Origin of the sequence: Pseudomonas sp. R76 (assembly GCF_009834565.1) — a bacterium.
Classification (GTDB): Bacteria; Pseudomonadota; Gammaproteobacteria; order Pseudomonadales; family Pseudomonadaceae; genus Aquipseudomonas.
In genome coordinates this window covers 5,792,089-5,818,889 of the sequence record NZ_CP019428.1, presented here as the reverse complement: position 1 = coordinate 5,818,889, position 26,801 = coordinate 5,792,089, and the positions used below count along the sequence as shown (strand labels likewise).

General features: G+C 57.9%; 25 protein-coding genes and 2 tRNA genes. 22 read left to right on the top strand and 5 right to left on the bottom strand.

Annotation, left to right across the window (positions count from 1 at the left end; translation table 11 throughout):
* Positions 1 to 65: 65 nt before the first annotated feature.
* Complete coding sequence (locus PspR76_RS26315; protein WP_159959964.1) at positions 66 to 1,760, bottom strand: lactate permease LctP family transporter; 1,695 nt, start codon at positions 1,758 to 1,760, stop codon at positions 66 to 68.
* A 251-nt stretch (positions 1,761 to 2,011) separates the two neighbouring features.
* Between PspR76_RS26315 and PspR76_RS26310 the strand changes: the two genes are divergently transcribed.
* On the top strand, positions 2,012 to 2,779 hold the full coding sequence (locus PspR76_RS26310) for an FCD domain-containing protein (protein WP_159959963.1): 768 nt from the start codon (positions 2,012 to 2,014) through the stop codon (positions 2,777 to 2,779).
* 37 nt (positions 2,780 to 2,816) lie between these two features.
* On the opposite strand, the gene smpB is transcribed toward PspR76_RS26310, so the two are convergent.
* Positions 2,817 to 3,299, bottom strand: a complete 483-nt coding sequence (smpB, locus tag PspR76_RS26305) for an SsrA-binding protein SmpB (protein WP_003235073.1) — start codon at positions 3,297 to 3,299, stop codon at positions 2,817 to 2,819.
* 166 nt (positions 3,300 to 3,465) lie between these two features.
* Here smpB and PspR76_RS26300 point away from each other — a divergent pair, with 166 nt between their 5' ends.
* The gene (locus PspR76_RS26300; RefSeq protein WP_159959962.1) at positions 3,466 to 3,900 is read left to right on the top strand and encodes a type II toxin-antitoxin system RatA family toxin; all 435 of its coding nucleotides are present in this window, start codon (positions 3,466 to 3,468) and stop codon (positions 3,898 to 3,900) included.
* Positions 3,893 to 4,195, top strand: coding sequence for an RnfH family protein (locus PspR76_RS26295; RefSeq protein ID WP_159959961.1), 303 nt, complete (start codon positions 3,893 to 3,895; stop codon positions 4,193 to 4,195). The genes PspR76_RS26300 and PspR76_RS26295 overlap by 8 nt, the downstream gene beginning before the upstream one ends.
* A gap of 63 nt (positions 4,196 to 4,258) precedes the next feature.
* On the opposite strand, the gene PspR76_RS26290 is transcribed toward PspR76_RS26295, so the two are convergent.
* Positions 4,259 to 4,786, bottom strand: coding sequence for an outer membrane protein assembly factor BamE (locus PspR76_RS26290; protein ID WP_053258086.1), 528 nt, complete (start codon positions 4,784 to 4,786; stop codon positions 4,259 to 4,261).
* Between the two features lie 98 nt (positions 4,787 to 4,884).
* On the opposite strand from PspR76_RS26290, the gene fur reads away from it, so the two are divergent.
* Positions 4,885 to 5,289 carry a ferric iron uptake transcriptional regulator gene (fur, locus tag PspR76_RS26285; RefSeq protein WP_017139266.1) on the top strand — a complete coding sequence of 135 codons (405 nt, stop codon included), beginning with the start codon at positions 4,885 to 4,887 and terminating at the stop codon, positions 5,287 to 5,289.
* An 85-nt stretch (positions 5,290 to 5,374) separates the two neighbouring features.
* On the opposite strand, the gene recN is transcribed toward fur, so the two are convergent.
* The gene (gene recN / locus PspR76_RS26280; RefSeq protein WP_159959960.1) at positions 5,375 to 7,048 is read right to left on the bottom strand and encodes a DNA repair protein RecN; all 1,674 of its coding nucleotides are present in this window, start codon (positions 7,046 to 7,048) and stop codon (positions 5,375 to 5,377) included.
* Positions 7,049 to 7,301: 253 nt separating this feature from the next.
* Between recN and grpE the strand changes: the two genes are divergently transcribed.
* The 8 genes from grpE (at position 7,302) to PspR76_RS26240 (ending at position 17,765) form a co-directional block, all read left to right on the top strand.
* Positions 7,302 to 7,862 carry a nucleotide exchange factor GrpE gene (grpE, locus tag PspR76_RS26275; RefSeq protein WP_159959959.1) on the top strand — a complete coding sequence of 187 codons (561 nt, stop codon included), beginning with the start codon at positions 7,302 to 7,304 and terminating at the stop codon, positions 7,860 to 7,862.
* A 102-nt stretch (positions 7,863 to 7,964) separates the two neighbouring features.
* Positions 7,965 to 9,878, top strand: coding sequence for a molecular chaperone DnaK (gene dnaK, locus PspR76_RS26270; RefSeq protein ID WP_159959958.1), 1,914 nt, complete (start codon positions 7,965 to 7,967; stop codon positions 9,876 to 9,878).
* 316 nt (positions 9,879 to 10,194) lie between these two features.
* The gene (gene dnaJ / locus PspR76_RS26265) at positions 10,195 to 11,319 is read left to right on the top strand and encodes a molecular chaperone DnaJ (RefSeq protein WP_159959957.1); all 1,125 of its coding nucleotides are present in this window, start codon (positions 10,195 to 10,197) and stop codon (positions 11,317 to 11,319) included.
* Positions 11,320 to 11,329: 10 nt separating this feature from the next.
* Positions 11,330 to 12,136, top strand: coding sequence for a 4-hydroxy-tetrahydrodipicolinate reductase (gene dapB, locus PspR76_RS26260; RefSeq protein ID WP_159959955.1), 807 nt, complete (start codon positions 11,330 to 11,332; stop codon positions 12,134 to 12,136).
* Between the two features lie 259 nt (positions 12,137 to 12,395).
* Positions 12,396 to 13,532, top strand: coding sequence for a glutamine-hydrolyzing carbamoyl-phosphate synthase small subunit (gene carA, locus PspR76_RS26255; protein ID WP_122774187.1), 1,137 nt, complete (start codon positions 12,396 to 12,398; stop codon positions 13,530 to 13,532).
* A 105-nt stretch (positions 13,533 to 13,637) separates the two neighbouring features.
* Positions 13,638 to 16,859, top strand: coding sequence for a carbamoyl-phosphate synthase large subunit (gene carB, locus PspR76_RS26250; protein WP_159959953.1), 3,222 nt, complete (start codon positions 13,638 to 13,640; stop codon positions 16,857 to 16,859).
* A complete protein-coding gene (gene greA, locus PspR76_RS26245) occupies positions 16,856 to 17,332 on the top strand; it encodes a transcription elongation factor GreA (protein WP_083356716.1) in 477 nt (158 codons plus the stop codon). The genes carB and greA overlap by 4 nt, the downstream gene beginning before the upstream one ends.
* A gap of 28 nt (positions 17,333 to 17,360) precedes the next feature.
* On the top strand, positions 17,361 to 17,765 hold the full coding sequence (locus PspR76_RS26240) for an MFS transporter (protein ID WP_159959951.1): 405 nt from the start codon (positions 17,361 to 17,363) through the stop codon (positions 17,763 to 17,765).
* 9 nt (positions 17,766 to 17,774) lie between these two features.
* Here PspR76_RS26240 and PspR76_RS26235 read toward each other — a convergent pair whose 3' ends face one another.
* Positions 17,775 to 18,083, bottom strand: a complete 309-nt coding sequence (locus PspR76_RS26235; RefSeq protein WP_017139256.1) for a YhbY family RNA-binding protein — start codon at positions 18,081 to 18,083, stop codon at positions 17,775 to 17,777.
* Positions 18,084 to 18,189: 106 nt separating this feature from the next.
* Here PspR76_RS26235 and rlmE point away from each other — a divergent pair, with 106 nt between their 5' ends.
* The 10 genes from rlmE (at position 18,190) to nusA (ending at position 26,784) form a co-directional block, all read left to right on the top strand.
* Positions 18,190 to 18,840, top strand: a complete 651-nt coding sequence (rlmE, locus tag PspR76_RS26230) for a 23S rRNA (uridine(2552)-2'-O)-methyltransferase RlmE (protein WP_032862906.1) — start codon at positions 18,190 to 18,192, stop codon at positions 18,838 to 18,840.
* Between the two features lie 200 nt (positions 18,841 to 19,040).
* Entirely contained in the window at positions 19,041 to 20,951 is a 1,911-nt protein-coding gene (gene ftsH / locus PspR76_RS26225) for an ATP-dependent zinc metalloprotease FtsH (RefSeq protein WP_159959949.1), read from the top strand.
* An 8-nt stretch (positions 20,952 to 20,959) separates the two neighbouring features.
* Positions 20,960 to 21,811, top strand: a complete 852-nt coding sequence (gene folP, locus PspR76_RS26220; RefSeq protein ID WP_159959947.1) for a dihydropteroate synthase — start codon at positions 20,960 to 20,962, stop codon at positions 21,809 to 21,811.
* A gap of 16 nt (positions 21,812 to 21,827) precedes the next feature.
* Positions 21,828 to 23,165, top strand: coding sequence for a phosphoglucosamine mutase (gene glmM / locus PspR76_RS26215; protein ID WP_159959945.1), 1,338 nt, complete (start codon positions 21,828 to 21,830; stop codon positions 23,163 to 23,165).
* A gap of 66 nt (positions 23,166 to 23,231) precedes the next feature.
* Positions 23,232 to 23,987, top strand: a complete 756-nt coding sequence (gene tpiA, locus PspR76_RS26210) for a triose-phosphate isomerase (RefSeq protein WP_003194193.1) — start codon at positions 23,232 to 23,234, stop codon at positions 23,985 to 23,987.
* Between the two features lie 4 nt (positions 23,988 to 23,991).
* Positions 23,992 to 24,375: a preprotein translocase subunit SecG gene (gene secG, locus PspR76_RS26205; protein ID WP_159959943.1), complete on the top strand. Its 384-nt coding sequence runs from the start codon at positions 23,992 to 23,994 to the stop codon at positions 24,373 to 24,375.
* A gap of 22 nt (positions 24,376 to 24,397) precedes the next feature.
* Positions 24,398 to 24,483, top strand: a tRNA-Leu gene (locus PspR76_RS26200).
* Positions 24,484 to 24,579: 96 nt separating this feature from the next.
* A tRNA-Met gene (locus PspR76_RS26195) sits at positions 24,580 to 24,656 on the top strand.
* A gap of 140 nt (positions 24,657 to 24,796) precedes the next feature.
* Complete coding sequence (gene rimP / locus PspR76_RS26190; RefSeq protein WP_003235029.1) at positions 24,797 to 25,255, top strand: ribosome maturation factor RimP; 459 nt, start codon at positions 24,797 to 24,799, stop codon at positions 25,253 to 25,255.
* Between the two features lie 47 nt (positions 25,256 to 25,302).
* Positions 25,303 to 26,784, top strand: coding sequence for a transcription termination factor NusA (gene nusA, locus PspR76_RS26185; RefSeq protein ID WP_008057419.1), 1,482 nt, complete (start codon positions 25,303 to 25,305; stop codon positions 26,782 to 26,784).
* Positions 26,785 to 26,801 lie beyond the last annotated feature (17 nt).

Genomic DNA, 26,801 nt, shown 5'->3' with positions numbered 1-26,801 from the left:
CTCCAGAAATGGCAGACGCCGGCATGGTTGTCCGGCGTCGATTCTTACCCTATTACGTGCACGTCTCAGTGCACCAGCATACCGGTGAACCAGTAGGCCTGCGCCAGCGTGATCAGCCCGACGATGGTGGCGAAGAACAGGCTGTGCTTGAGGGTAAAGCGGAACAGATCAGATTCTTTGCCGACCAGGCCGGTAGCCGCACAGGCCACGGCGATCGACTGCGGCGAGATCATCTTGCCGGTCACGCCGCCGCTGGTATTGGCGGCGACCAACAACACGTCGTTGACGCCGATCTGGTGCGCAGTGGTGGCTTGCAGCGAGCTGAACAGGGCGTTGGACGAGGTGTCGGAGCCCGTCAGGAAAACCCCCAGCCAGCCGAGGAAAGGCGAGAAGAACGGGAAAGCCGCGCCGGTGCCAGCCAACACCAGTGCCATGGTCGAGGACATGCCGGAGTAGTTGGTGACGAAGGCGAACGCCAGCACCATGCCGATCGACAGAATCGGCCAGCGCAGCTCGTAGAAGGTCTCTTTTAAAGTGGTAAGACCAGTTTTAACGTCGATTTTAAGCACCAGCATCGAAATCAATGCGGAAAAGAAAATCGCGGTGCCGGTGGCTGAAATCGGGTCCAGCTTGAACACGGCTGGGATCGCCGTCGGGTTGGTAACGATGGGGGCGACTTTGATCACCAATTGATCCAGGTGCGGGATCGCAAAGTTGAAGACCCAGCTGTACATCGAACCGCCCGCCGCGAACATTGCCTTGAACGGCTTGAGCGTCCAGATGGTGACCAATACGGTCAGGATCAGGAACGGCGACCAGGCCTTGAAAATTTGCCCCAGGCTGTAGGGCGAAGCGACCGTTTGGCGAGGCTGACCGAAGCCGCCGACACTGGCGGTAACCGCGGCGCTGGACGTGGCGCCGGCAATCTGCGCGCCCGCGGTGCGCTTGGGTTGCCAGACTTTCAGGAACAGCGTCAGGGCAATCAGGCTGGCCAGGGCTGAGGTGATGTCCGGCAGTTCCGGGCCGATGAAATTGGAAGTGAAGTATTGAGTAACGGCAAAGCTCAGGCCGGCCACCAGTGCGGCTGGCCAGGTTTCGCGAACGCCGCGCAGGCCGTCCATCATGAACACCAGCCAGAACGGCACGAACAGCGACAGCAGTGGCAGCTGGCGACCGGTCATGGCGCCGATTTTAAACGCGTCGATGCCGGTGACTTGCCCGGCGACAATGATCGGAATGCCCAGTGCGCCGAAGGCCACTGGCGCGGTGTTGGCGATCAGGCACAGGCCGGCGGCGTACAGTGGGTTGAAACCCAGGCCGACCAGCAGTGCAGCGGTGATGGCCACGGGTGCACCGAAACCGGCGGCACCTTCCAGGAAGGCACCGAAGCAGAAGCCGATCAGCAAGACCTGCAAACGTTGGTCGTCAGTGATCGACAAAACCGAGCTGCGGATGATCTCGAACTGACCGCTCTTGACCGTCAGTTTGTAAAGGAATACGGCCGCAACGATGATCCACGCGATAGGCCACAGGCCGTAGGCAAATCCATAACCGGCAGCAGCCAGCGCCATGTCCACGGGCATCTGGAAGGCAAAGATCGCTACCAGGATCGACAGCGCCAAGGTGATGCTGCCGGCGACGTGGCCTTTGAGCCGAAAAACCGCCAGCGCGAGGAAGAAGAACACGATCGGAATAACGGCGGCCAGTGCGGACAGGCCGAGGCTGCCGAGAGGGCTGTAGAGCTGTTGCCAGGTTTGCATATGGGGTGGCCCCTGATTGTTGTTGTTTGGTCAGCTTGGATAATTGGTAATACCAATTTACAGTCGCTGTCGGCTAGAGTAAAAGCCTTGGGTGGGGTGTGTCAATTTGCCGCTCGCGAAATATGAGGCGCTGGTGAGGCGGCGAGGGGATCTGGTCTGATCAATCGAAGGCGTTCTGATAGGTGCTGCAAGCGCGGGGATAGGCCAGAATAGAGGGCCCGGCGAGTGGTCGGGATTGTGGAGAGTGAGTTATGGGGTTTGATCAGGTGCGTCAGCGCCGTTTGTCTGACGATATCGTCGAGCAGCTTGAGGGCATGATCCTTGAGGGCACGCTGAAGTCGGGCGAGCGCTTGCCGGCCGAGCGCGCTCTGGCCGAGCAGTTTGGCGTGTCGCGCCCATCGTTGCGTGAGGCGATCCAGAAGCTGGCGGCCAAGGGGTTGCTGGTCAGCCGCCAGGGCGGCGGCAACTATGTGGCGGATTCCTTGGGGTCGACGTTCAGTGACCCGCTGCTGCACCTTCTGGAAAATAACCCCGAGGCTCAGCGTGATCTGCTGGAGTTTCGCCAGACCCTTGAAGCGTCATGTGCGTATTACGCCGCGCAGCGCGCCACGGAGGTCGACCGCGAGCGTTTGACCGCAGCGTTTGAGGCGTTACAGGATTGCTACACGCGCGTTGATGAAGTGAGCCGGGCGGAAGAGGGCGCGGCGGATGCGCGGTTTCACTTGGCCATTGCCGAGGCCAGTCATAACGCCGTGTTGCTGCACACCATTCGCGGGTTGTTCGACCTGCTCAAGCGTAATGTGGTGACCAACATCGGCGGCATGTACCAGCAGCGCACGGAAACCCGCGACATGCTGATCGGTCAGCATCGGGATTTGTACCTGGCGATTATTGAGGGGCGGGCCGAGCAGGCGCGAGAAGTCTCAACACGTCACCTGCTGTATGTGCAGGAAGTGTTGGAAGAAGTGCGTCAGGAAGTTCAGCGCGTGGCTCGGGCGGAGCGGCGTAAAGGCATATAGCCCGGGGTGTTCACCCCAGGCTACATCGTCACAAGGGCTAGTCTTCCTTGCCCTTGTTGCGCACGGCGCGATGCAGCTCACGGTTGGAGTCGCGTTCACGCTCGGTATCGCGCTTGTCGTATTCCTTTTTACCCTTGCCCAGTGCGATCTCACACTTGACCAGGTGCTTGCTCCAATACCAGGACAGGCAGATGCAGGCATAGCCTTTCTGCTGTACGGCGGCGGCGAGCTTTTCCAGTTCGCGTGCGTTGAGCAATAGCTTGCGCGTGCGCACCGGGTCGGCAATCACGTGGGTGCTCGCGGTGGTCAGCGGGGTGATATGACTGCCGAGCAGCCAGGCCTCGCCATCTTTGAGCAATACGTAGCTGTCGACCAGTTGCAGCTTGCTGGCGCGCAGACTTTTTACTTCCCAGCCGGCCAGGACCAGACCAGCCTCGAACCGATGTTCGATGAAGTAATCGTGTCGCGCCTTTTTATTTTGCGCGATGGTCCCTGTGGGGTGTTTCTTTTGTTTAGCCATAGGGGCGGCATTATAGGGAGTTGCGAGCGTGTCGGCTACGGTCAACCTGCGTGCTTGAGCGTGTTGGACGAATCCCGGACAATACCGGCAGTTCTTCGGTTTTTTTCTCTCGCGGATTGGGCTGTTCTTTCGCGATGTTTGCCTCAGCAGTGGAAGTAACGCGCACATGACGACGCACATTCAACGTTCGGCCTTACTGCCTTATCCGGCACAGGCGCTCTATGACCTGGTCAACGACGTGGCGCGTTACCCGGAATTCCTGCCGTGGTGCTCTGCCGCCGAGGTGCTGGAGAGCAGCGACGAGCATATGGTTGCCAGTGTCGGCGTCGCCAAGGCGGGTATGAGTCAGCATTTTGTTACGCGCAATATCCTGGTGCCTGGGCAATCCATTGAAATGAACCTGCAGGAAGGGCCGTTCACCCAACTGCACGGTGTGTGGGTATTCAAGGCGCTGACTGACAAGGCCTGCAAGATAAGCCTCGATTTGTCCTTTGATTACGCGGGGCCCATCGTGCGGGCGACGTTGGGGCCTTTGTTCAATCAGGCTGCCAATACGTTGGTGGATGCATTTTGTCAGCGGGCCAAGCAACTGCATGGTTGAGATTGAAGTGGTGTATGCCGCTGAGGATCGCCAGGTCCTGTTGGCGGTGACGGTGCCGTCGGGCACGAGCCTGAGGGCGGCGGTGCAGGCGTCGGGAATTGCAGCGCAGTTTCCGCAACTGACGCTGGCTGATTGCCCCTTGGGGATATTCGGTAAAGTAGTTGCCGATGCGGATGCGCGCGCCGTGCAGCCGGGTGATCGTATTGAGATTTATCGGCCCTTGCTGGCAGACCCTAAAGAAGTGCGCAGGCTACGCGCGGTCAAGGCGGCGATGGCCAAGCAACGCAATTCCTGAGTCTGCCAATCGGCAGGCAACAAAAAGCCCGGCATGCCGGGCTTTTTGTTGTGCGCCGCAAAATTACTGCGGGGCGGTGTCCAGAGGCTGTGGCGTCGGGACTGGAACGGTTTGCACGCCGTCGACGTCCTTCTGGATCTGATCCAGCAAGGAGCCAGGCTTGGCCGGAACCTCGGACTTCGGCTTCTCCGCTTCCTGCGCAGGCGCAGTCACGTTGGTGCCGTTGTCCTTGCCCAGCAAGGCTTCATCACGGCTTACGCCGGGCATGAAGTCACCGGACAGGCTGACAAGCTGGTCATTGCCATTGAAGATGACGCTGACGCGCTCCTGCTGGCGTTCACCGCCACCAGGCTGGATGCTGTAGAGATAATCCCAGCGATCGGCATGAAAAGTGTCGGTCAGCAGGGGATTGCCCATGATAAACCGTACTTGCCGTCGGGTCATTCCCGGACGTAACTGGTCTATCATGTCCTGCGTGACGACATTGCCCTGCTGGATGTCGATTTTGTAAACCCCGGGGAATGAACAACCGGCGAGTGCGAGCAGTCCCACAAGGGTGAAACTGGTTAGCAAGAGCTTGGTGTTTTGCATCGGTGGGCGACTTCCACTATCTTGGCTGGGACAACGTAAACGCCGATCATACCCGTATTAAGAGAAGCTGCGAAGCAGCATCCGCGAGAAAGCTAACCATGGTTGAAAATAGCGAACTACGCAAAGCCGGTCTTAAAGTGACTCTGCCACGAGTCAAGATTCTACAAATGCTCGATTCTGCTGAGCAGCGCCACATGAGTGCCGAGGATGTTTACAAGGCGCTGATGGAGTCTAACGAGGACGTTGGCCTGGCCACGGTTTACCGTGTGCTGACCCAGTTTGAAGCCGCAGGGCTGGTGGTTCGTCATAATTTCGACGGCGGTCATGCGGTGTTCGAATTGGCTGACGGTGGTCATCACGATCACATGGTTGACCTGGATACCAATGAGGTTATCGAGTTCACCAGTCCGGAAATCGAGAAGCTCCAGCATCAGATCGCTGAGCAACATGGTTTCGATTTGGTGGACCATAATCTGGTTCTTTACATCCGTAAGAAAAAGTAAAAATCGACGCAGATTTGCTCTGCAAAACGATTGAAGGCGACCCTAGGGTCGCCTTCGTGCTTTCTAAATAGAAGAAATTGTCGGGTTACGCCTTGGCTGCCACGACCATTTTCTTCGCGTGTGCCAAAGATTCTTTGGTCAGGTCGATGCCGCCGAGCATTCGTGCCACTTCTTCCACGCGTTCCGACTTATTCAGCTTCGACACAGCGGTGTGCGTCGCATCGCTGCCGCGTACTTTATGTACAAATAAATGTTGATGCCCCTGGGCGGCCACTTGTGGCAAGTGAGTCACGGTCAAGACCTGGCCGCGTTCCCCCAAACGGCGCAGCAATTGGCCAACAATCTCCGCAGTCGGCCCGCCGATACCCACGTCCACTTCATCGAACACTAATGTAGGGACGCGAGAGGTCTGTGCGGTAATCACCTGGATCGCCAGGCTGATTCGCGACAGCTCGCCACCAGACGCCACTTTCGCCAGTGCCTTGAGTGGCTGGCCAGGGTTGGCGCTGACCAGCAGCTCTACCTGCTCCAGGCCGTGAGGTTGCAGTTCGTTGCTGGTGTTGGCATGCAACTCGATAGTGAAGCGCCCGCCGGGCATGCCCAGGCGCTGAATCTCCTGCTCTACGGCATTGGCCAGGCTTGTGGCGGCTTGTTGGCGCAGCTCGCTCAGTTCGCGGGCTTTCTCGTGATAATGCCTGGCGAAAGAAGCGAGTTCGTCGCCCAGGCGCTCAATGGATTCGTCATTGGCGTTCAGGGTTTCGATTTCATCCAGCAGTTTTTGCTGCATTGTCGCCACTTCGGTGGGCTGGATGCGATGCTTGCGCGCCAGGGTGTAGATGGTATCCAGGCGTTCTTCTATCTCCTGCAAACGAGCCGGGTCAGCATCGAAGTGATCGAGGAAGCGGTTCAACTCTCCTACGGCTTCTTCGACCTGGATCTGTGCGCTGGTCAGCAGCGTGGTGGCTTCATTCAGCGAGCCGGAGGCGTTGTTCACGCTGGACAGGCGATTGAGGCTTGCCGTCAGCGCGTTAAGCACATTGCCTGAATCACTTTCGCTGCATTGCTCTACCACTTGGCGGCAAATGCCCAGCAAGGTCTCGGCATTGGTGAGGTTCTTGTGTTCCTGCTCCAACTGCTCCAGCTCGGTTTCGCCCAGGCCGAGGCTTTCCAGCTCTTCAAGCTGATAGCTCAGTAATTGATGGCGGGCGCGCTGCTCGTCGCCGGAGTTGGAGAGACGCTCCAGCTCCTGGCGGGTCTGGCGCCAGCGCTGGGCGGCAAGCTGGACCTGTCGGGCCAGGTCGGTGGCGCCGGCGTATTCATCGAGCAGGCGGCGATGGGTGTCGGTTTTCAGCAGGGACTGGTGTTCATGCTGACTGTGGATATCGATGAGCAACTCGCCCAGGGCTTTCAAGTCGCCCAGGGGGCAGGGCGTGCCGTTGATGTAGCCGCGCGAGCGCCCCTCCGCAGTGATAACACGGCGCAGGATGCACGGGCCTTCATTATTTAGGTCGCGCTCGGCCAGCCAGGTTTCGGCTTCGGGGATGTCCGCCAGGTCAAAGGTGGCCAGGATATCGGCCTTGTCCGCACCGGGGCGCACTACGCCACTGTCGGCTCGGTCACCGAGCGTCAGGCCCAGGGCGTCGAGCATGATCGACTTGCCGGCACCGGTTTCGCCTGTGATTACGCTCATTCCGCGATCCAGTTCGAGGTCCAGATGTTCAACGATGGCGTAGTTATGTACAGACAGGTGCACGAGCATGACGGCGCTCCCAGGCGTTAGGTCTGGTTATTTATACAGTGTTTTGTTCGGGGCTGACAATCCTGAGGCTTAGCTCGATTTGCTTGATTGAGTCGCTTTTTTAGCGCGATGGGGAATGAGCGCGCAGGAATTGATCCATGACAGGTGAAAGACTTTTGGTAACGCTTGCGCTCTTGAACCTGGAAATTGTGGCCCCATATACCGGAACAGAAGCGCGAGTTGAGTTCGCGCATGATTTTGAAAGGAGAAATCTATGGCTGACGAACAGACGCAGGATACGCAAACTCCAGACGCCAATTCGGCTGTCGGTGATGAACTGGCGACTCGTGTGCAAGTGCTCGAAGAGCAATTGGCTGCTGCGCAGGATCAGTCGTTGCGTGTCGCCGCTGATCTGCAGAACGTCCGCCGCCGCGCCGAGCAGGATGTCGAGAAGGCTCACAAATTCGCGTTGGAAAAATTCGCCAATGACCTGCTGCCGGTTATCGACAGCCTGGAGCGTGGCCTTGAATTGTCCAGCCCGAACGATGAAAACATCCGCCCAATGCGCGAAGGGATCGAGCTGACCCTGAAAATGTTCCAGGACACCCTGAAGCGTTATCAGTTGGAAGCCATCGATCCGCAAGGCGGCGAGCCGTTCAATGCAGAGCATCACCAAGCCATGGCCATGCAGGAAAGCCATGACCTTGAGCCGAACAGCGTATTGAAAGTATTCCAGAAGGGTTACCAGCTCAACGGTCGCTTGCTGCGCCCGGCAATGGTGGTGGTGAGCAAGGCTCCTGCACCTGTTGCACCTTCTATTGATGAGCAGGCTTGAAATCCGCCGCAAGGCCCCCATTTATAAGTCAAGCGTTTAAGTGCTACCGCAGTTAGCCACCACTGCTGCGGCAACCAAATTAAAGTTTCGGGAGAGTAAATCATGGGCAAAATTATCGGTATCGACCTGGGGACTACCAACTCCTGCGTCTCCGTGCTGGAAAACGGTGTTGCTAAAGTTATCGAAAACGCCGAAGGCGCGCGTACCACGCCGTCGATCATTGCTTACGCCAACGACGGTGAAATCCTCGTCGGTCAGTCGGCCAAGCGTCAGGCTGTGACCAACCCGCATAACACCCTGTACGCGGTGAAGCGTCTGATCGGTCGTAAGTTCGACGAAGAAGTCGTACAGAAAGACATCAAGATGGTCCCTTACAAAATCGCCAAGGCTGACAACGGTGACGCCTGGGTTGAAGTAAACGGCCAGAAAATGTCGCCGCCGCAAATCTCGGCTGAAATCTTGAAAAAGATGAAGAAAACCGCCGAAGACTACCTCGGTGAAGCCGTGACTGAGGCGGTGATCACCGTTCCGGCCTACTTCAACGACAGCCAGCGCCAGGCGACCAAAGACGCCGGCCGCATCGCGGGTCTGGACGTAAAACGTATCATCAACGAACCAACCGCAGCCGCTCTGGCTTACGGTATGGACAAGGCCAAGGGCGACCACACCGTGATCGTTTACGACCTGGGTGGCGGTACTTTCGACGTCTCCGTGATCGAGATCGCTGAAGTTGACGGCGAGCACCAGTTTGAAGTGTTGGCCACCAACGGTGACACCTTCCTGGGTGGTGAAGACTTTGACATTCGTCTGATCGACTACCTCGTTGACGAATTCAAGAAAGAAAGCGGCATGAACCTCAAAGGTGACCCGCTGGCCATGCAGCGCCTGAAAGAAGCCGCTGAGAAAGCCAAGATCGAGCTGTCTTCCGCTCAGTCGACCGACGTGAACCTGCCGTACATCACTGCAGACGCTACCGGTCCTAAGCACTTGAACGTGAAGATCTCGCGCTCCAAGCTGGAAGCACTGGTTGAAGACCTGGTTCAACGTACCATCGAGCCTTGCCGCATCGCGCTGAAAGACTCCGGTATCGACGTGGGTTCGATCAACGACGTGATCCTGGTCGGCGGTCAAACCCGTATGCCACTGGTTCAGAAGCTGGTTACCGAGTTCTTCGGCAAAGAAGCACGTAAAGACGTGAACCCGGACGAAGCTGTTGCCATGGGTGCTGCTATCCAAGGCGCGGTACTGGCCGGCGACGTGAAAGACGTGTTGCTGCTGGACGTCAGCCCGCTGACCCTGGGTATCGAAACCATGGGTGGCGTGATGACCGCGCTGATCGAGAAAAACACCACGATTCCTACCAAGAAATCGCAAGTGTTCTCGACTGCCGACGACAACCAGGGCGCTGTGACCATTCACGTGCTGCAAGGTGAGCGTAAGCAAGCCGCTCAGAACAAGTCCCTGGGCAAGTTCGACCTGGCTGAGATTCCACCAGCACCACGTGGCGTGCCACAAATTGAAGTGACCTTCGACATCGACGCCAACGGCATCCTGCACGTAGGTGCTAAAGACAAGGCCACCGGCAAAGAGCAGAAGATCACCATCAAGGCCAACTCCGGTCTGTCTGATGAAGAAATTCAACAGATGATTCGTGATGCTGAAGCCAACGCTGATGCGGATGCCAAGTTTGCTGAGCTGGCCGCCGCCCGTAACCAAGGCGATGCCCTGGTTCACTCGACGCGCAAAATGATCGCCGACGCGGGCGAAAAAGTGACTGCTGAAGAGAAAACCGCGATCGAAGCTGCTGTGGTTGCCCTGGAAGCCGCCATCAAAGGCGACGACAAGGCTGCCATCGAAGCCAAGGTTGAGGAGCTGTCGAAAGTCTCCGCGCCGGTTGCTCAGAAAATGTACGCCGAGCAAGGCCAGCCGGCAGAGGGTGCTGCACACGCAGAGCCTGAAGCCAAGCACGACGACGTTGTCGATGCCGAGTTCGAAGAAGTCAAAGACCAGAAGTAAGTTGGTCGCCCGGTTGACCGCTATCAAGCGGTGACTGGTAGGATGTCGCCGCGCGGGAGCTTGCTCCCGCGTTGGCGTGTCTGGGGTATGCGAATTTTTACAACATGCGACAAGGTTCGGATGTTGGCGGTGTGATCGGGAATGCTCCTGCTTCCTGGCGACAGTCACCGCGTTTTTGGCCGGGTCCCTGGCTAAAAGCAGTAATGACCAGGATCGTTGAATTGACGTGAGTTGGGTCCGGGCCTGTATTGGGGCTCAACGAGTTTGGCAAGGCTCAGGAGGGTCTCGCCGAACGTCCTTAAGAGTGCAAAGACTTATGGCAAAGCGTGACTATTACGAAGTGTTGGGTGTGGAGCGCGGCTCCAGCGAGGCGGACCTGAAAAAGGCTTACCGTCGCCTGGCGATGAAGCACCACCCGGACCGTAATCCGGATAGCAAAGAATCCGAAGAGCTGTTCAAAGAGGCCAATGAGGCCTACGAGTGCCTGTCTGATCCCAACAAGCGCGCGGCCTACGACCAGTACGGACATGCCGGCGTTGACCCAAGCATGGGCGGCGGCGGTGCCGGTTTTGGCGGTCAGAATTTCTCCGATATTTTCGGCGACGTATTCAGCGACTTCTTCGGCGGTGGCCGTGGCGGTCAGCGTGGCGGCGCCCAGCGTGGCAGCGACTTGCGTTACACCCTGGAATTGAATCTGGAGGAAGCCGTACGCGGCACCACCGTCAATATTCGGGTGCCGACGCTGGTCAATTGCAAGCCGTGCGATGGCTCGGGTGCCAAGAAAGGCTCCTCGCCGATTACCTGCCCGACGTGCGGCGGTATTGGCCAAGTGCGTATGCAGCAGGGCTTCTTCTCGGTGCAGCAGACCTGCCCGCGTTGCCATGGCCAGGGCAAGATCATTTCCGATCCGTGCGATTCCTGCCACGGCGAAGGCCGCGTCGAAGAGTACAAAACCCTCTCGGTCAAAGTGCCGGCGGGCGTGGATACCGGTGACCGCATTCGCCTGTCGGGCGAAGGTGAGGCGGGGACTCAGGGTGGCCTTACGGGCGATCTGTACGTGGTGATCAATGTGCGCGAGCACTCGATCTTCCAGCGCGACGGCAAGCACCTGTTCTGCGAAGTGCCGATCAGCTTTGTCGACGCGGCCTTGGGTGGCGAGTTGGAAATTCCGACGCTGGACGGTCGGGTCAAGCTCAAGATTCCCGAAGGTACGCAAACCGGCAAGCAGTTCCGTATCCGAGGCAAAGGCGTTGCGCCTGTGCGCGGAGGCGGTGCTGGCGACCTGATGTGCCGCGTAGCGGTGGAAACACCCGTCAACCTGGGCCGTCGTCAGCGCGAACTGCTGGAGGAATTCCGTAGCTCGTTGGAAGGCGATGACTCCCATTCGCCGAAAACCACCGGTTTTTTCGATGGTGTGAAGCGCTTCTTCGGCGACCTGTAAGGAAGTGAGTATGCGACGTATAGCCGTAATGGGCGCTGCCGGGCGCATGGGCAAGACGCTGGTCGAGGCGGTGCAGCAGCGCTCGCCGGCCTCCGGGTTGACGGCGGCGATCGTTCGCCCAGGCAGCACGTTGATCGGTGCGGATGCCGGTGAGTTGGCCTCGCTGGGGCGTATCGGTGTTTCGTTGTCGGGTAACCTCGAGCAGGTGGCTGATGAGTTCGACGTGCTGATCGACTTCACCCTGCCGGAAGTGATGCTGAAAAACCTGGCGTTCTGCCGCAAGGCGGGCAAAGCCATGGTGATCGGTATCACGGGCTTGAGCGTTGAGCAGAAGCAGTTGCTGGTCGAGGCGGGCAAGGATATTCCGATCGTCTTCGCGGCCAACTTCAGTGTCGGCGTGAACCTGTCGCTCAAGTTGCTGGACCTGGCGGCACGTGTGCTGGGCGATGAGGCGGATATCGAGATTATCGAAACCCATCACCGTCACAAGATTGATGCGCCGTCGGGTACTGCGTTGCGTATGGGTGAGGCGATTGCCGACGCGCTGGGGCGTGACCTGTCGAAAGTCGCTGTTTACGGCCGTGAAGGGCATACCGGTGAGCGTGCGCGTGACACCATCGGCTTCGCCACTGTGCGCGGCGGTGATGTGGTCGGCGATCACACCGTGCTGTTCGCCACGGAAGGTGAGCGTCTGGAGATCACGCATAAAGCGTCAAGTCGCATGACCTTTGCCAAGGGGGCGGTACGTGCCGCGCTCTGGTTGGAAGGTCGCGAGGCAGGGCTGTATGACATGCGTGATGTGCTGGATCTGCACTAATCAGTAGCTAAAACGGGGCCTCAGGATTATCCTGAGGCCCCGTTTTTACCCGCTAAGCGACGTCCTGTCGCATTCCCCTGCCTTTAAGGCTCATTAGCGGTGGACCAAAAAAGCCTTTTTCTGTAAGCTACAGCTTTAGTGTGTCCACTAAAAGCGCGCAGAATAATTCAGTGAAGAAGCGGGGTGACGTGTCCATACGTCACTCCGCTTTTTTACAACCTGCGATCGCCCTTTCAGGCTTTATTTACGGGAGGTCTTCTTGACTAAGCCAGCCATACTCGCCCTTGCTGATGGCAGCATTTTTCGCGGCGAAGCCATTGGAGCCGACGGTCAAACCGTTGGAGAGGTAGTGTTTAACACTGCCATGACCGGCTATCAGGAAATCCTTACCGATCCTTCCTACGCCCAACAGATCGTTACCCTGACCTATCCGCACATCGGCAACACCGGTACTACACCGGAAGACGTCGAGTCTGATCGTGTCTGGTCGGCCGGTCTGGTGATTCGTGACCTGCCACTGGTTGCGAGCAACTGGCGTAACACGATGTCGCTGTCCGATTACCTGAAAGCCAACAACGTTGTGGCGATCGCCGGTATCGATACGCGCCGCCTCACGCGCATCCTGCGTGAAAAAGGCTCGCAGAACGGCTGCATCATGGTCGGTGACAATATTTCCGAAGAAGCAGCGATTGCTGCAGCGCAAGGCTTCCCTGGCCTGAAGGGCATGGACCTGGCGAAAGTTGTCAGCGTCAAAGAGAAGTACGAGTGGCGCTCCACTGTCTGGGACTTGAAGACCGACAGCCATGCGACCATCGAAGCCAGCGAGTTGCCTTATCACGTGGTCGCTTATGACTACGGCGTTAAGTACAACATCCTGCGCATGCTGGTTGAGCGCGGCTGCCGCGTGACCGTCGTACCGGCGCAAACGCCGGCCAGCGACGTACTGGCCCTGCAACCGGACGGCGTGTTCCTGTCCAACGGCCCGGGTGACCCGGAGCCGTGCGACTACGCCATCCAGGCCATCAAGGAAGTGCTGGAAACCGAGATCCCGGTGTTCGGTATTTGCCTCGGTCACCAACTGCTGGCCCTGGCCTCCGGCGCCAAGACCCTGAAAATGGGTCATGGCCATCACGGTGCCAACCACCCAGTGCAAGACCTGGACACAGGTGTGGTGATGATCACCAGCCAGAACCACGGCTTTGCGGTGGATGAAGCGACCTTGCCGGCTAACGTGCGCGCGATTCACAAGTCGCTGTTCGACGGTTCCCTGCAAGGTATCGAACGCACCGACAAGAGCGCGTTCAGCTTCCAGGGCCACCCTGAAGCAAGCCCGGGCCCGAACGACGTAGCGCCGCTGTTCGACCGTTTCATCAATGAGATGGCCAAGCGACGCTGACTGAGTGGCGTGCGGGCGGCCCCGAATGTCGGTGGCCCCCGCAGGCTCTTCAAAGATTGTTCAAGACGGCTTGCCGACTGACCTGCGGATTTGAGTGACAAACCCATGCCAAAACGTACAGACATAAAAAGCATCCTGATTCTCGGCGCTGGCCCGATCGTGATCGGCCAGGCCTGCGAATTCGACTACTCCGGCGCCCAGGCCTGTAAAGCCCTGCGCGAGGAGGGTTACCGCGTCATCCTGGTGAACTCCAACCCGGCCACCATCATGACCGACCCGGACATGGCCGACGCCACCTACATCGAACCGATCAAGTGGCAGACCGTTGCCAAGATCATCGAGAAGGAGCGTCCGGACGCACTGCTGCCGACCATGGGTGGCCAGACTGCACTGAACTGCGCCCTGGACCTGGAGCGCGAAGGCGTTCTGGAAAAGTTCGGCGTAGAGATGATCGGTGCCAACGCCGATACCATCGACAAGGCTGAAGACCGTTCGCGTTTCGACAAGGCCATGAAGTCGATCGGCCTTGACTGCCCGCGTTCCGGTATCGCCCACAGCATGGAAGAGGCCAATGCGGTCCTCGAGAAGCTGGGCTTCCCGTGCATCATTCGTCCGTCCTTCACCATGGGCGGCACCGGTGGCGGTATCGCTTACAACCGTGAAGAGTTCGAAGAAATCTGCGCTCGCGGTCTGGACCTTTCGCCGACCAAGGAACTGCTGATCGACGAATCCCTGATCGGCTGGAAAGAGTACGAGATGGAGGTTGTCCGCGACAAAAAGGACAACTGCATCATCGTCTGCTCGATCGAAAACTTCGACCCGATGGGCGTGCACACCGGTGACTCGATCACCGTTGCTCCAGCGCAGACCCTGACGGACAAGGAATACCAGATCATGCGTAACGCCTCGTTGGCGGTACTGCGTGAGATCGGCGTTGAAACCGGCGGTTCCAACGTTCAGTTCGGTATCTGCCCGGACACCGGCCGCATGGTCGTGATCGAGATGAACCCGCGTGTATCGCGCTCTTCGGCGCTGGCATCGAAAGCTACCGGCTTCCCGATTGCGCGCATCGCGGCCAAGCTGGCGATCGGTTACACCCTGGATGAGTTGCAAAACGAAATCACTGGCGGCGCTACGCCAGCGTCCTTCGAACCGTCGATCGACTACGTCGTGACCAAGCTGCCACGTTTCGCCTTCGAGAAATTTGCCAAGGCTGACGCGCGCCTGACCACCCAGATGAAATCCGTGGGTGAAGTCATGGCCATCGGCCGGACCTTCCAGGAGTCCTTGCAGAAAGCCCTGCGTGGCCTGGAAGTGGGTGTTTGCGGCCTGGACGAGAAGCTCGACCTGAGCAACCCGGAAAGCATGAGCGTGCTCAAGCGCGAGCTGACTGTACCGGGCGCTGAGCGTATCTGGTACGTGGCTGACGCCTTCCGTGCCGGCCTGAGCGTCGAAGACATCTTCGGCATGAACATGATCGACCCGTGGTTCCTGGTACAGATCGAAGATCTGATCAAGGAAGAAGAGAAGGTCAAGACCCTCGGTCTGTCCTCTATCGACCGCGACCTGATGTTCCGCCTCAAGCGCAAAGGTTTCTCCGACCAGCGTCTGGCCAAGCTGCTGGGTGTGACCGAGAAAAACCTGCGCACGCATCGCCACAAGCTGGAAATCTTCCCGGTCTATAAGCGCGTTGACACCTGTGCGGCCGAGTTCGCCACCGACACCGCCTACCTGTACTCCACTTACGAGGAAGAGTGCGAAGCCGCGCCGTCGGGCCGCGACAAGATCATTATCCTGGGTGGCGGTCCAAACCGTATCGGCCAGGGCATCGAGTTCGACTACTGCTGCGTACACGCCGCTCTCGCCCTGCGCGAAGACGGGTACGAGACCATCATGGTCAACTGCAACCCCGAAACCGTTTCCACTGACTACGACACTTCCGACCGCCTGTACTTCGAGCCGGTAACCCTGGAAGACGTGCTGGAGATCTGTCGCGTCGAGAAGCCAAAAGGCGTGATCGTCCAGTACGGCGGCCAAACCCCGCTGAAACTGGCTCGCGCTCTGGAAGCTGCCGGCGTACCGATCATCGGCACCAGCCCTGACGCCATCGACCGCGCCGAAGACCGTGAGCGTTTCCAGCAAATGGTTGAGCGCCTGAACCTGCGTCAGCCGCCAAACGCTACCGTGCGCAGCGAAGACGAAGCCATCCGCGCAGCCAGCAAGATCGGTTACCCGCTGGTGGTGCGTCCGTCCTACGTTTTGGGCGGCCGTGCGATGGAAATCGTCTACGAAGAAGAAGAGCTCAAGCGTTACCTGCGCGATGCGGTGAAAGTGTCCAATGACAGCCCGGTGCTGCTGGACCACTTCCTCAACTGCGCCATCGAAATGGACGTGGATGCTGTCTGCGACGGCACCGACGTGGTGATCGGCGCAATCATGCAGCACATCGAGCAGGCCGGCGTGCACTCCGGTGACTCCGCGTGCTCGCTGCCGCCGTACTCGTTGCCGGCGCACATCCAGGACGAGATGCGCGAACAGGTCAAGAAAATGGCCCTGGAGCTGGGCGTTGTCGGCCTGATGAACGTTCAGTTGGCGCTGCAAGGCGAAGACATCTACGTCATTGAAGTCAACCCGCGAGCTTCGCGTACCGTGCCATTTGTATCCAAGTGCATCGGTGTGTCCCTGGCGATGATCGCTGCCCGCGTGATGGCCGGTAAGACCTTGAAGGAAATCGGCTTCACCAAGGAAATCATTCCGAACTTCTACAGCGTGAAAGAGGCGGTGTTCCCCTTCGCCAAGTTCCCTGGTGTGGACCCGATCCTGGGCCCAGAGATGAAGTCCACCGGTGAAGTGATGGGCGTGGGCGATACCTTCGGTGAGGCGTTCGCCAAGGCTCAGATGGGTGCCAGCGAAGTGTTGCCGACCGGTGGTACTGCGTTTATCAGCGTGCGTGATGATGACAAGCCACTGGTTGCAGGCGTGGCCCGTGATCTGATCAACTTGGGCTTTGAAGTCGTGGCCACCGCCGGGACCGCCAAGCTGATCGAAGCTGCCGGCCTGAAAGTGCGTCGCGTGAACAAGGTGACGGAAGGCCGTCCGCACGTGGTCGACATGATCAAGAATGACGAAGTCACTTTGATCATCAACACCACCGAAGGTCGCCAGTCGATCGCGGACTCCTACTCCATTCGTCGTAATGCCTTGCAGCACAAGATCTACTGCACCACTACCATTGCTGCTGGCGAAGCCATCTGCGAAGCGCTCAAGTTCGGTCCGGAAAAGACCGTGCGTCGCTTGCAGGATCTACACGCAGGATTGAAGGCATGACCAAATACCCAATGACCGTCCAGGGCGCCAAGGCCCTGGAAGAGGAACACGCCCATCTGACCAAGGTCGTCCGTCCGAAGCTGAGCCAGGACATCGGGACGGCCCGCGAGCTGGGCGACTTGAAGGAAAACGCTGAATACCACGCTGCTCGCGAGCAGCAGGGTATGGTTGAGGCGCGTATCCGTGACATCGAAGGCCGTATGCAGAATGCGGTGATCATCGACGTCACGACCATCCCGCATACCGGCAAGGTTATTTTCGGTACTACCGTAGAAATCGCCAACGTCGAGACCGATGAGCGCGTTGTTTACCACATCGTGGGTGAAGACGAAGCCGACTTCAAACTCGGCAAAATCTCCGTCGGTTCGCCACTCGCCCGTGCCTTGATTGCCAAGGAAGAGGGTGACGTGGTGGCTGTGAAAACGCCTGGTGGCGTAATCGAGTACGAGATTGTTGAAGTTCGTCACATCTGAAAGACGGCGCCCGCTTCGTGCGGGCGCCATGCTTTGGCAGCTAGCCCAGATGCTTTGGGTTGGCGGCGTGTGGTTGTTGCACATTGGTATATTGCCGACGCTGGGCCTGATTGGCCTGGCGCCGTTGCTGATCGATGAGATCGACGGATTGCTGAGTGCGCTGCTGGTGGGTTTTGCGGCGGCGTGCGTGACGCTCCAGGTGCTGGTGCTGATCAAGGCCGAAGGCTTGGGGAGTTTGTGGCGGGATATTCGCGGCCAACTGCTGTTGATGGCGCTGTATGCATGTGCAATGTTTTGCGTGGTGCATGTGTGGCTGCCGGAAGCGTTGCGCTGGCAGCTTTTCAGCTATCTTGTGCTAGGGTTCTCCGGCCTGGTGCTGGTGATACAGCCGGCGCCGGGATGGAGTGGCGGGGCGCGCGAAGCACGCCCGTGACCCTTTTTGTTACTTGAAGCGGTGTACGTTCGACAGTTGCTTGTTGACGCTGAAATTCTTGCGATACAGCAGCGCCATCTTGCCGATGACCTGAACCAGGTCCGCTTTGCCGACCTTGCACAGTTCTGCAATGGCGGCCAAACGCGCTTCGCGGTCAAGGATGTTGACCTTGATCTTGATCAGTTCGTGATCGCCCAATGCGCGTTCAAGTTCGGCTAACACACCTTCAGTCAAACCGTTGTCTGCCACAATCAGAACTGGTTTCAGATGGTGGCCAATGGATTTGTACTGTTTCTTCTGCTCTTGAGTGAGCGGCATAATCTGACCCCTGCGTCTGATCTTGTAAAAAGCGGCGGCCAGTTTACCCGAGCGAGTCCGGGACCGCCCAGTTAATCACGACCCGTTTTATTTTTCGAGGTGGCCCGTGGCCCGTTCCAAAACTAGCCTTAAGTGGCTGCAAGAGCATTTCAACGATCCTTACGTCAAAAAGGCGCAGAAGGACGGCTACCGTTCGCGGGCCAGCTACAAGCTGCTGGAGATCCAGGACAAGGACAAATTGATCCGGCCGGGCATGAGCGTTATTGACCTTGGCGCGGCCCCCGGTGGCTGGTCCCAAGTGACCAGTCGTCTGATTGGTGGGCAGGGTCGCTTGATCGCTTCCGACATCCTGGAAATGGACAGCATCCCCGATGTGACCTTTGTTCATGGCGACTTTACCCAGGACGCCGTGCTCGCACAGATTCTTGAAGCTGTGGGAAATTCGCAGGTAGACCTTGTGATTTCCGACATGGCCCCCAATATGAGTGGATTACCGGCTGTCGATATGCCGCGCGCAATGTTCCTGTGTGAACTGGCGCTGGATTTGGCAGGTCGGGTGTTGCGTCCTGGGGGGGATTTTCTGGTGAAAGTCTTCCAGGGCGAAGGTTTTGACGAGTACCACAAGAACATCCGCAAGTTGTTCGACAAGGTGCAAACACGCAAGCCTGACTCTTCCCGGGACAGGTCTCGCGAGCAATACCTGCTGTGCCGTGGCTTCCGCGGTGTTGAAGGGGCAGCGAGCGAAGAGCGTTTTTGAGGAATTTGAGGGGGGCGATAGGTTTTTTTATATCGCTTTCGACACGAAGCTTTACGAATATTGTGTAGTCAAAGTTTCACAAAGGGTTACAGACGGCGCCTGCCAGAGTTGTAGGTAATGTAGTAAGTTAGGCCGGTGAATATCATGCGAAGCACGCGCCACTAGCGGAGCTTGCTTCAGAGGGTAGTTAATTGAACGATATGGCAAAGAATCTGATCCTGTGGTTGATCATCGCGGCAGTCCTGGTGACGGTGATGAACAACTTCTCCAGCCCTAACGAGCCGCAGACCCTCAACTATTCCGACTTCATCCAGCAAGTTAAGGATGGCAAGGTCGAGCGCGTAGCGGTTGATGGCTACGTGATTACCGGCAAGCGTAACGATGGCGATAGCTTCAAGACCATCCGTCCGGCAATCCAGGACAACGGTCTGATCGGCGACCTGGTAGATAACCACGTGGTCGTTGAGGGCAAGCAGCCTGAGCAGCAGAGCATCTGGACTCAACTCCTGGTGGCGAGCTTCCCGATCCTGGTGATTATCGCCGTGTTCATGTTCTTCATGCGCCAGATGCAAGGTGGTGCGGGAGGCAAGGGCGGGCCGATGAGTTTCGGCAAGAGCAAGGCACGCCTGCTCTCCGAAGATCAGGTGAAGACCACCCTGGCTGACGTCGCGGGTTGCGACGAAGCCAAGGAAGAAGTTGGCGAGCTGGTTGAGTTCCTGCGCGATCCGGGCAAATTCCAGCGCTTGGGCGGCCGTATTCCTCGTGGTGTGCTGATGGTCGGCCCTCCGGGTACGGGTAAAACCTTGCTGGCCAAGGCGATTGCCGGCGAAGCCAAAGTACCTTTCTTCACTATCTCCGGTTCTGACTTCGTCGAGATGTTCGTCGGTGTCGGTGCCAGCCGTGTTCGCGATATGTTTGAGCAGGCCAAGAAACACGCGCCTTGCATCATCTTCATCGACGAAATCGACGCCGTTGGTCGCCATCGTGGTGCTGGCATGGGCGGTGGTCACGATGAGCGTGAGCAGACACTCAACCAGTTGCTGGTGGAGATGGACGGCTTTGAAATGAATGACGGCATCATCGTCATCGCTGCAACTAACCGTCCCGACGTTTTGGACCCTGCGCTGCTGCGTCCAGGCCGTTTCGACCGCCAGGTTGTGGTTGGCCTGCCGGACATCCGTGGTCGTGAGCAGATTTTGAAAGTACACATGCGCAAAGTGCCGATGGGTGACGACGTGGCTCCGGCCGTGATTGCCCGTGGTACGCCGGGCTTCTCCGGTGCGGACCTTGCCAACCTGGTGAACGAGGCTTCGTTGTTCGCAGCCCGTACCGGCAAGCGCATCGTAGAAATGAAAGAGTTTGAACTGGCGAAAGACAAGATCATGATGGGCGCTGAGCGCAAATCCATGGTCATGTCCGAGAAAGAGAAGCAGAACACCGCTTATCACGAAGCCGGTCACGCCATTGTCGGTCGCGTAGTGCCTGAGCACGACCCGGTCTACAAAGTGTCGATCATTCCTCGTGGTCGGGCGCTGGGTGTCACCATGTTCCTGCCGGAGGAGGATCGCTACAGCCTCTCCAAGCGTGCGCTGATCAGCCAGATCTGCTCGCTGTACGGTGGTCGAATTGCCGAAGAAATGACCCTGGGCTTTGACGGTGTCACCACCGGTGCTTCCAACGACATCATGCGTGCCAGCCAGATTGCGCGGAACATGGTGACCAAGTGGGGCTTGTCGGAAAAACTCGGTCCTTTGATGTATGCCGAGGAAGAAGGTGAAGTGTTCCTGGGTCGTGGCGGTGGCGGTCAAAGCGCGAGCTTCTCCGGTGAGACAGCCAAGCTGATCGACTCCGAAGTGCGCAGCATCATTGACCAGTGCTACGGCACGGCCAAGCAAATCCTGACCGACAACCGCGACAAACTGGACGCCATGGCTGATGCGCTGATGAAGTACGAAACCATTGATGCCGACCAGATCGACGACATCATGGCGGGTCGTACACCGCGTGAGCCTCGCGATTGGGAAGGTGGTTCGGGTACTTCGGGAACTCCGCCGGTAGTACAGAGCGAACGCCCTGAAACCCCGATCGGCGGCCCGGCAGCTGACCACTAAGGTTTGAAATGACTTCTGTGTTGTCCTCCACCCGGTTGCCTTGCGGCAACCGGGTTCTTGATTTGGCCCATACGCATGTCATGGGCATTCTTAACGTAACCCCCGATTCCTTCTCCGATGGTGGCCGTTTCAACCAGCTGGATGCCGCACTGCGTCATGCCGAAGCGATGGTTCTGGCTGGCGCCACGTTGATTGATGTGGGTGGCGAGTCGACTCGTCCCGGTGCTCGTGTGGTTTCTCCCCTGGAGGAGCTTGAGCGAGTGGCGCCAATTGTCGAGCTTATTGCTCGCGAGTTGGATGTGATCATCTCGGTTGATACGTCGACCCCGGCAGTGATGCGTGAGACGGCGCGCCTGGGGGCGGGGTTAATCAATGATGTGCGAGCTCTTCGACGCGATGGTGCCCTGGATGCAGCGGCGGCAACCGGTCTTCCTGTGTGCCTGATGCATATGCTCGGAGAGCCCGGGAATATGCAGGACAGCCCACACTACGATGACCTTGTTGGCGAGGTGAGTGGCTTTCTGGCTGAAAGGATCGCTCAATGCGCAACGGTGGGCATTGCGGCCGAAAAGATCATCCTTGATCCCGGGTTTGGCTTCGCCAAGACCCTGCAGCACAATTTGAGTCTGTTCAAGCATATGGAATCCTTGCACGCCCTTGGTCGGCCCCTGTTGGTCGGCGTTTCGCGCAAGAGCATGATAGGTCTGGCCCTGAACCGTCCCGTCGGCGAGCGGCTTTACGGTGGTCTGGCGTTGGCGGCGCTTGCCGTGACCAAGGGTGCGCGTATTTTGCGTGTGCATGACGTCGCCGAGACGGTTGATGTGGTGCGCATGATTGCCGCTGTAGAATCAGCCGAATAAGAATGATGGAGCACTTATGACTAAAAAATATTTTGGCACCGACGGTATTCGTGGTCGGGTCGGCGAGTTTCCGATTACTCCTGATTTCATGCTCAAGCTGGGTTGGGCGGCAGGTATGGCGTTCCGCAGCATGGGCGCGTGCCGCATTTTGGTAGGCAAGGACACCCGAATTTCGGGGTATATGTTTGAGTCCGCACTTGAGGCGGGTTTGTCCGCCGCCGGTGCTGATGTGATGCTGTTGGGGCCAATGCCGACGCCTGCTATCGCCTACCTGACGCGTACCTTTCACGCTGAAGCCGGTATCGTGATCAGCGCCTCGCATAACCCTCATGATGATAACGGCATCAAGTTTTTCTCGGGCCAGGGCACCAAATTGCCGGACGAGATCGAGCTGATGATCGAAGAGCTGCTGGATGCACCGATGACGGTGGTCGAGTCCAGCAAGCTGGGCAAGGTGTCACGCATCAACGACGCGTCTGGCCGGTATATCGAATTCTGCAAGAGCAGCGTGCCTACCAGCACCAATTTCGCCGGGCTGAAGATCGTTGTCGATTGTGCCCACGGTGCAACCTACAAGGTCGCGCCGAGTGTCTTCAAAGAGCTGGGCGCGGACGTAACGGTGCTGTCGGCTCAGCCGAATGGTTTGAACATCAACGAAAATTGCGGCTCCACCCATATGGAGCAACTGCAGGCTGCGGTCCTGGCTGAGCATGCCGACCTGGGTATCGCCTTTGACGGCGACGGTGACCGTGTGCTGATGGTGGATCACACCGGTACGGTGGTTGACGGTGATGACCTGTTATTCATTATTGCTCGCGACCTGCACGAGCGTAACAAGCTGCAAGGCGGTGTCGTCGGTACGCTGATGAGCAACCTTGGGCTTGAGCTGGCCCTGGCTGAGCTGGGGATCCCGTTTGTGCGTGCCAATGTCGGCGACCGTTATGTGATCGCCGAGTTGCTGGAGCGTAACTGGCAGGTGGGCGGTGAGAACTCCGGGCATGTTGTCTGCTTCCAGCACACCACCACAGGCGATGCCATTATTGCCGCGCTGCAAGTGTTGCTGTCTTTGCGTCGCCGTGAAGAGAGTCTGGCTCAGGCGCGTCAAGCGCTGCGCAAGTGCCCGCAAGTTTTGCTCAATGTGCGTTTTGCGGGCGGCGAAAACCCTATCGAGCACCCTGCTGTCAAAGATGCCTGCGAGCGTGTAACCCTGGCAATGGCGGGGCGCGGGCGGGTGTTGTTGCGCAAGTCCGGCACAGAGCCACTGGTGCGTGTCATGGTCGAAGGTGAAGACGAAGTACAGGTTCGCGGCCATGCCGAAGACCTGGCAAAACTGGTAACTGAAATTTGCGCCTGAATTCGGCTTGCCAGTGATGATGTGGTTGGGTAACATCTGCGCCCACTTTGACCGACGAGGTACAGCATGCGTCGCACTATGGTAGCTGGTAACTGGAAGATGCACGGTACCCGCGCCAGTGTCGCTGAGCTGATCAATGGCCTTCGTCACTTGGCCTTGCCTAGCGGTGTTGATGTTGCGGTTTTCCCGCCTTGCTTGCATATCAACCAAGTGGTTGATGGCTTGAAAGGCAAGTCGATTCAGGTCGGCGCGCAGAATTCTGCGGTGGAGCCCATGCAAGGTGCGTTGACCGGTGAGATTTCACCGAGTCAGCTGGTTGATGCGGGTTGTTCCTATGTGCTTGTCGGGCACTCCGAGCGCCGTCAGATGATGGGCGAGCGTGATGGGACACTCAACCGCAAGTTCGCAGCGGCACAGGCTTGTGGCTTGATTCCGGTGTTGTGCATAGGGGAGACCCTTGAACAGCGTGAATCAGGCAAGACTCTTGAAGTTGTCTCGCGTCAGCTGGGCAGCATCATCGAGGAGCTGGGTGTCGGTGCATTTGCAAAGGCAGTAATTGCTTACGAGCCGGTCTGGGCCATTGGTACCGGGCTGACTGCTACACCGCAACAGGCGCAGGATGTGCACGCAGCCATCCGCGCTCAGTTGGCGGCAGAGAATTCTGAAGTCGCACAAGGTGTGCGGCTTCTATACGGCGGCAGCGTGAAGGCGGCCAATGCGGTCGAACTGTTCGGCATGCCGGATATCGATGGGGGGCTCATTGGTGGAGCTTCCCTGAATGCAGATGAGTTCGGTGCGATCTGTCGCGCCGCGGGAAACTGAAAAAATGCTGGAAACAGTCGTAGTCGTTTTTCATCTGTTGGCTGCCCTGGGCGTAGTTGCCCTGGTTTTGTTGCAACAGGGTAAAGGTGCGGATGCTGGTGCGTCTTTCGGTGCAGGTGCTTCAAATACTGTGTTCGGAAGCCAAGGTTCCTCTACCTTTCTTAGTAAGTTTACTGCTATACTTGCCGCCGGTTTCTTCATAACCAGCTTAGGGTTAGGTTACTTTGCTAAAGAGAAAGCTCATGTGCTGACTCAAGTAGGTCTCCCAAACCCAGGAGTGTTGGAAGTACCAAAAGCAAAACCGGCTTCTGATGATGTCCCGGTGCTTCAAGAGCAAAAGTCGGCTACTCCAGCGACTGACGTGCCTCCAGCTCAAGAGCAGAAGTAAGAAGGGTTGTAAACGCTGTATTGCCGAGGTGGTGGAATTGGTAGACACGCAACCTTGAGGTGGTTGTGCCCATAGGGTGTAGGGGTTCGAGTCCCCTTCTCGGTACCAATTATCAGGAGAGCCCGCTGTTGCGGGCTTTCTTGTAGGTGGAAGGTTACATTGACCCTGTAAGGGATCGGTCGTATACTTCCGCCCCAGCTTTGTCGCGGGGTGGAGCAGTCTGGTAGCTCGTCGGGCTCATAACCCGAAGGTCGTCGGTTCAAATCCGGCCCCCGCAACCAGTTTTAGCGGAGCCCCTTTTAAGGGGCTTTTTGTTAGCTGGACACTTTCAACGCCGCTGTTCGACGGCGTTTCAAGGATGGGCGTTTCGCCCATTTTTTTATTTTGCACAGCATGCACATACATGCACGAGGGGGTTCAGGTGTCGAGCAAGCTAGAAGAGTTGCAGGCCTTGCTGGCCCCGGTGGTCGTGGCCCTAGGCTATGAATGCTGGGGTATTGAGTTTTCGGCTCAAGGTCGCCACTCAATGTTGCGCGTTTATATCGATAAAGAGGGCGGCGTGCTGGTGGACGATTGTGCCATTGTCAGCCGTCAGATCAGCGGTGTCCTGGATGTAGAAGATCCGATCTCCGTTGAATACACCCTCGAAGTTTCCTCGCCTGGCATGGAACGCCCACTGTTCACTATTGATCAGTTTGCAAAATTTGCCGGTGAACAAGTGAAGATCAAGCTGCGTTCTCCCTTTGAAGGGCGACGCAACTTTCAGGGCCTTCTGCGCGGTGTAGAAGAACAGGATGTCGTGGTGCAGGTAGAAGACCATGAGTTCCTGTTGCCGATCGATATGATCGACAAGGCCAACATTATTCCCAGTTTTGACTGAGACGCGGATCCCGCGGATCCAATGGCTTGCGAAAGGCGAGGCGTACGATGAGCAAAGAAGTACTGCTGGTTGTTGAGTCGGTATCCAATGAAAAGGGCGTACCGGCAAACGTGATTTTTGAAGCGCTCGAGCTGGCCCTGGCCACTGCTACCAAAAAGCGTTTTGAAGACGAAGTTGATCTGCGTGTGGAAATCAACCGCCACACCGGTGCCTATGAGACTTTCCGTCGCTGGACGGTCGTCGAAGAAGCCGATCTTGATGATCCGGCCATCGAAACCTGGCCGAGCAAGGTTGCCGAAACGCACCCTGGCGCCAAGGTCGGTGATGTCGTCGAAGAAAAGATCGAGTCGATCGAATTCGGCCGTATTGCTGCACAGACCGCCAAGCAGGTCATTGTGCAGAAGGTTCGCGAAGCCGAGCGCGCTCAAGTCGTTGACGCTTATCGCGAACGCCTGGGTGAAATCATCTCCGGCACCGTGAAAAAAGTAACCCGCGACAACGTGATCGTCGACCTGGGCAACAACGCTGAAGCGTTGCTGGCTCGCGAAGACATCATCTCTCGCGAAACCTTCCGTGTCGGCGTGCGTCTGCGTGCGCTGCTCAAGGAAATCCGCACCGAGAACCGCGGCCCTCAGTTGATCCTGTCGCGTACCGCGCCGGAAATGCTGATCGAGCTGTTCCGTATCGAAGTGCCGGAAATCGCCGAAGGCCTGATCGAAGTCATGGCTGCGTCCCGCGACCCGGGTTCGCGCGCCAAGATCGCGGTCCGCTCCAAGGATAAACGCATCGACCCGCAGGGCGCTTGCATTGGTATGCGCGGTTCGCGCGTCCAGGCAGTGTCGGGCGAATTGGGCGGTGAGCGTGTGGACATCGTCCTGTGGGACGATAACCCGGCGCAGTTCGTGATCAACGCCATGTCGCCAGCTGAAGTGGCGGCAATTATCGTTGACGAGGATGCCCATGCAATGGACATCGCCGTTGGCGCAGACAATCTGGCTCAGGCCATTGGTCGTGGTGGTCAGAACGTGCGTCTGGCCAGCCAACTGACCGGCTGGACCCTGAACGTGATGACCGAATCGGACATCCAGGCTAAGCAGCAAGCTGAAACCGGTGACATCCTGCGCAACTTCATCGACGAGCTGGAAGTCGACGAAGACCTGGCACAGGTGCTGGTAGATGAAGGCTTCACCAGCCTGGAAGAGATTGCCTACGTACCGTTGGAAGAAATGCTCAACATCGACGGCTTTGACGAAGACACCGTCAACGAGCTTCGCGCTCGGGCCAAGGATCGTTTGTTGACTAAAGCCATCGCTACTGAGGAAAAGCTGGCAGACGCCCATCCGGCCGAAGACCTGCTCTCGCTTGAGGGTATGGACAAGGATTTGGCGATGGAACTGGCGGTGCGCGGCGTAATTACCCGCGAAGACCTGGCCGAGCAGTCTATTGACGATCTGCTCGACATCGACGGCATTGACGATGATCGTGCCGGCAAGTTGATCATGGCCGCCCGAGCCCATTGGTTCGAGTAACTAGGCGCGGCCTGAGG

Bases quoted from the DNA above. Each gene is read 5' to 3' on its own strand.
- PspR76_RS26235 (WP_017139256.1), bottom strand. From the start codon at position 18,083: ATGCCGCTCACTCAAGAGCAGAAGAAACAGTACAAATCCATTGGCCAC.
- dapB (WP_159959955.1), top strand. From the start codon at position 11,330: ATGCGACGTATAGCCGTAATGGGCGCTGCCGGGCGCATGGGCAAGACG.
- nusA (WP_008057419.1), top strand. From the start codon at position 25,303: ATGAGCAAAGAAGTACTGCTGGTTGTTGAGTCGGTATCCAATGAAAAG.
- PspR76_RS26310 (WP_159959963.1), top strand. From the start codon at position 2,012: ATGGGGTTTGATCAGGTGCGTCAGCGCCGTTTGTCTGACGATATCGTC.
- grpE (WP_159959959.1), top strand. From the start codon at position 7,302: ATGGCTGACGAACAGACGCAGGATACGCAAACTCCAGACGCCAATTCG.
- PspR76_RS26300 (WP_159959962.1), top strand. From the start codon at position 3,466: ATGACGACGCACATTCAACGTTCGGCCTTACTGCCTTATCCGGCACAG.
- PspR76_RS26290 (WP_053258086.1), bottom strand. From the start codon at position 4,786: ATGCAAAACACCAAGCTCTTGCTAACCAGTTTCACCCTTGTGGGACTG.
- PspR76_RS26315 (WP_159959964.1), bottom strand. From the start codon at position 1,760: ATGCAAACCTGGCAACAGCTCTACAGCCCTCTCGGCAGCCTCGGCCTG.
- PspR76_RS26240 (WP_159959951.1), top strand. From the start codon at position 17,361: ATGCTTTGGCAGCTAGCCCAGATGCTTTGGGTTGGCGGCGTGTGGTTG.
- secG (WP_159959943.1), top strand. From the start codon at position 23,992: ATGCTGGAAACAGTCGTAGTCGTTTTTCATCTGTTGGCTGCCCTGGGC.
- tpiA (WP_003194193.1), top strand. From the start codon at position 23,232: ATGCGTCGCACTATGGTAGCTGGTAACTGGAAGATGCACGGTACCCGC.
- fur (WP_017139266.1), top strand. From the start codon at position 4,885: ATGGTTGAAAATAGCGAACTACGCAAAGCCGGTCTTAAAGTGACTCTG.
- greA (WP_083356716.1), top strand. From the start codon at position 16,856: ATGACCAAATACCCAATGACCGTCCAGGGCGCCAAGGCCCTGGAAGAG.
- glmM (WP_159959945.1), top strand. From the start codon at position 21,828: ATGACTAAAAAATATTTTGGCACCGACGGTATTCGTGGTCGGGTCGGC.
- PspR76_RS26295 (WP_159959961.1), top strand. From the start codon at position 3,893: ATGGTTGAGATTGAAGTGGTGTATGCCGCTGAGGATCGCCAGGTCCTG.
- carB (WP_159959953.1), top strand. From the start codon at position 13,638: ATGCCAAAACGTACAGACATAAAAAGCATCCTGATTCTCGGCGCTGGC.
- dnaK (WP_159959958.1), top strand. From the start codon at position 7,965: ATGGGCAAAATTATCGGTATCGACCTGGGGACTACCAACTCCTGCGTC.
- recN (WP_159959960.1), bottom strand. From the start codon at position 7,048: ATGCTCGTGCACCTGTCTGTACATAACTACGCCATCGTTGAACATCTG.
- folP (WP_159959947.1), top strand. From the start codon at position 20,960: ATGACTTCTGTGTTGTCCTCCACCCGGTTGCCTTGCGGCAACCGGGTT.
- dnaJ (WP_159959957.1), top strand. From the start codon at position 10,195: ATGGCAAAGCGTGACTATTACGAAGTGTTGGGTGTGGAGCGCGGCTCC.
- ftsH (WP_159959949.1), top strand. From the start codon at position 19,041: ATGGCAAAGAATCTGATCCTGTGGTTGATCATCGCGGCAGTCCTGGTG.
- smpB (WP_003235073.1), bottom strand. From the start codon at position 3,299: ATGGCTAAACAAAAGAAACACCCCACAGGGACCATCGCGCAAAATAAA.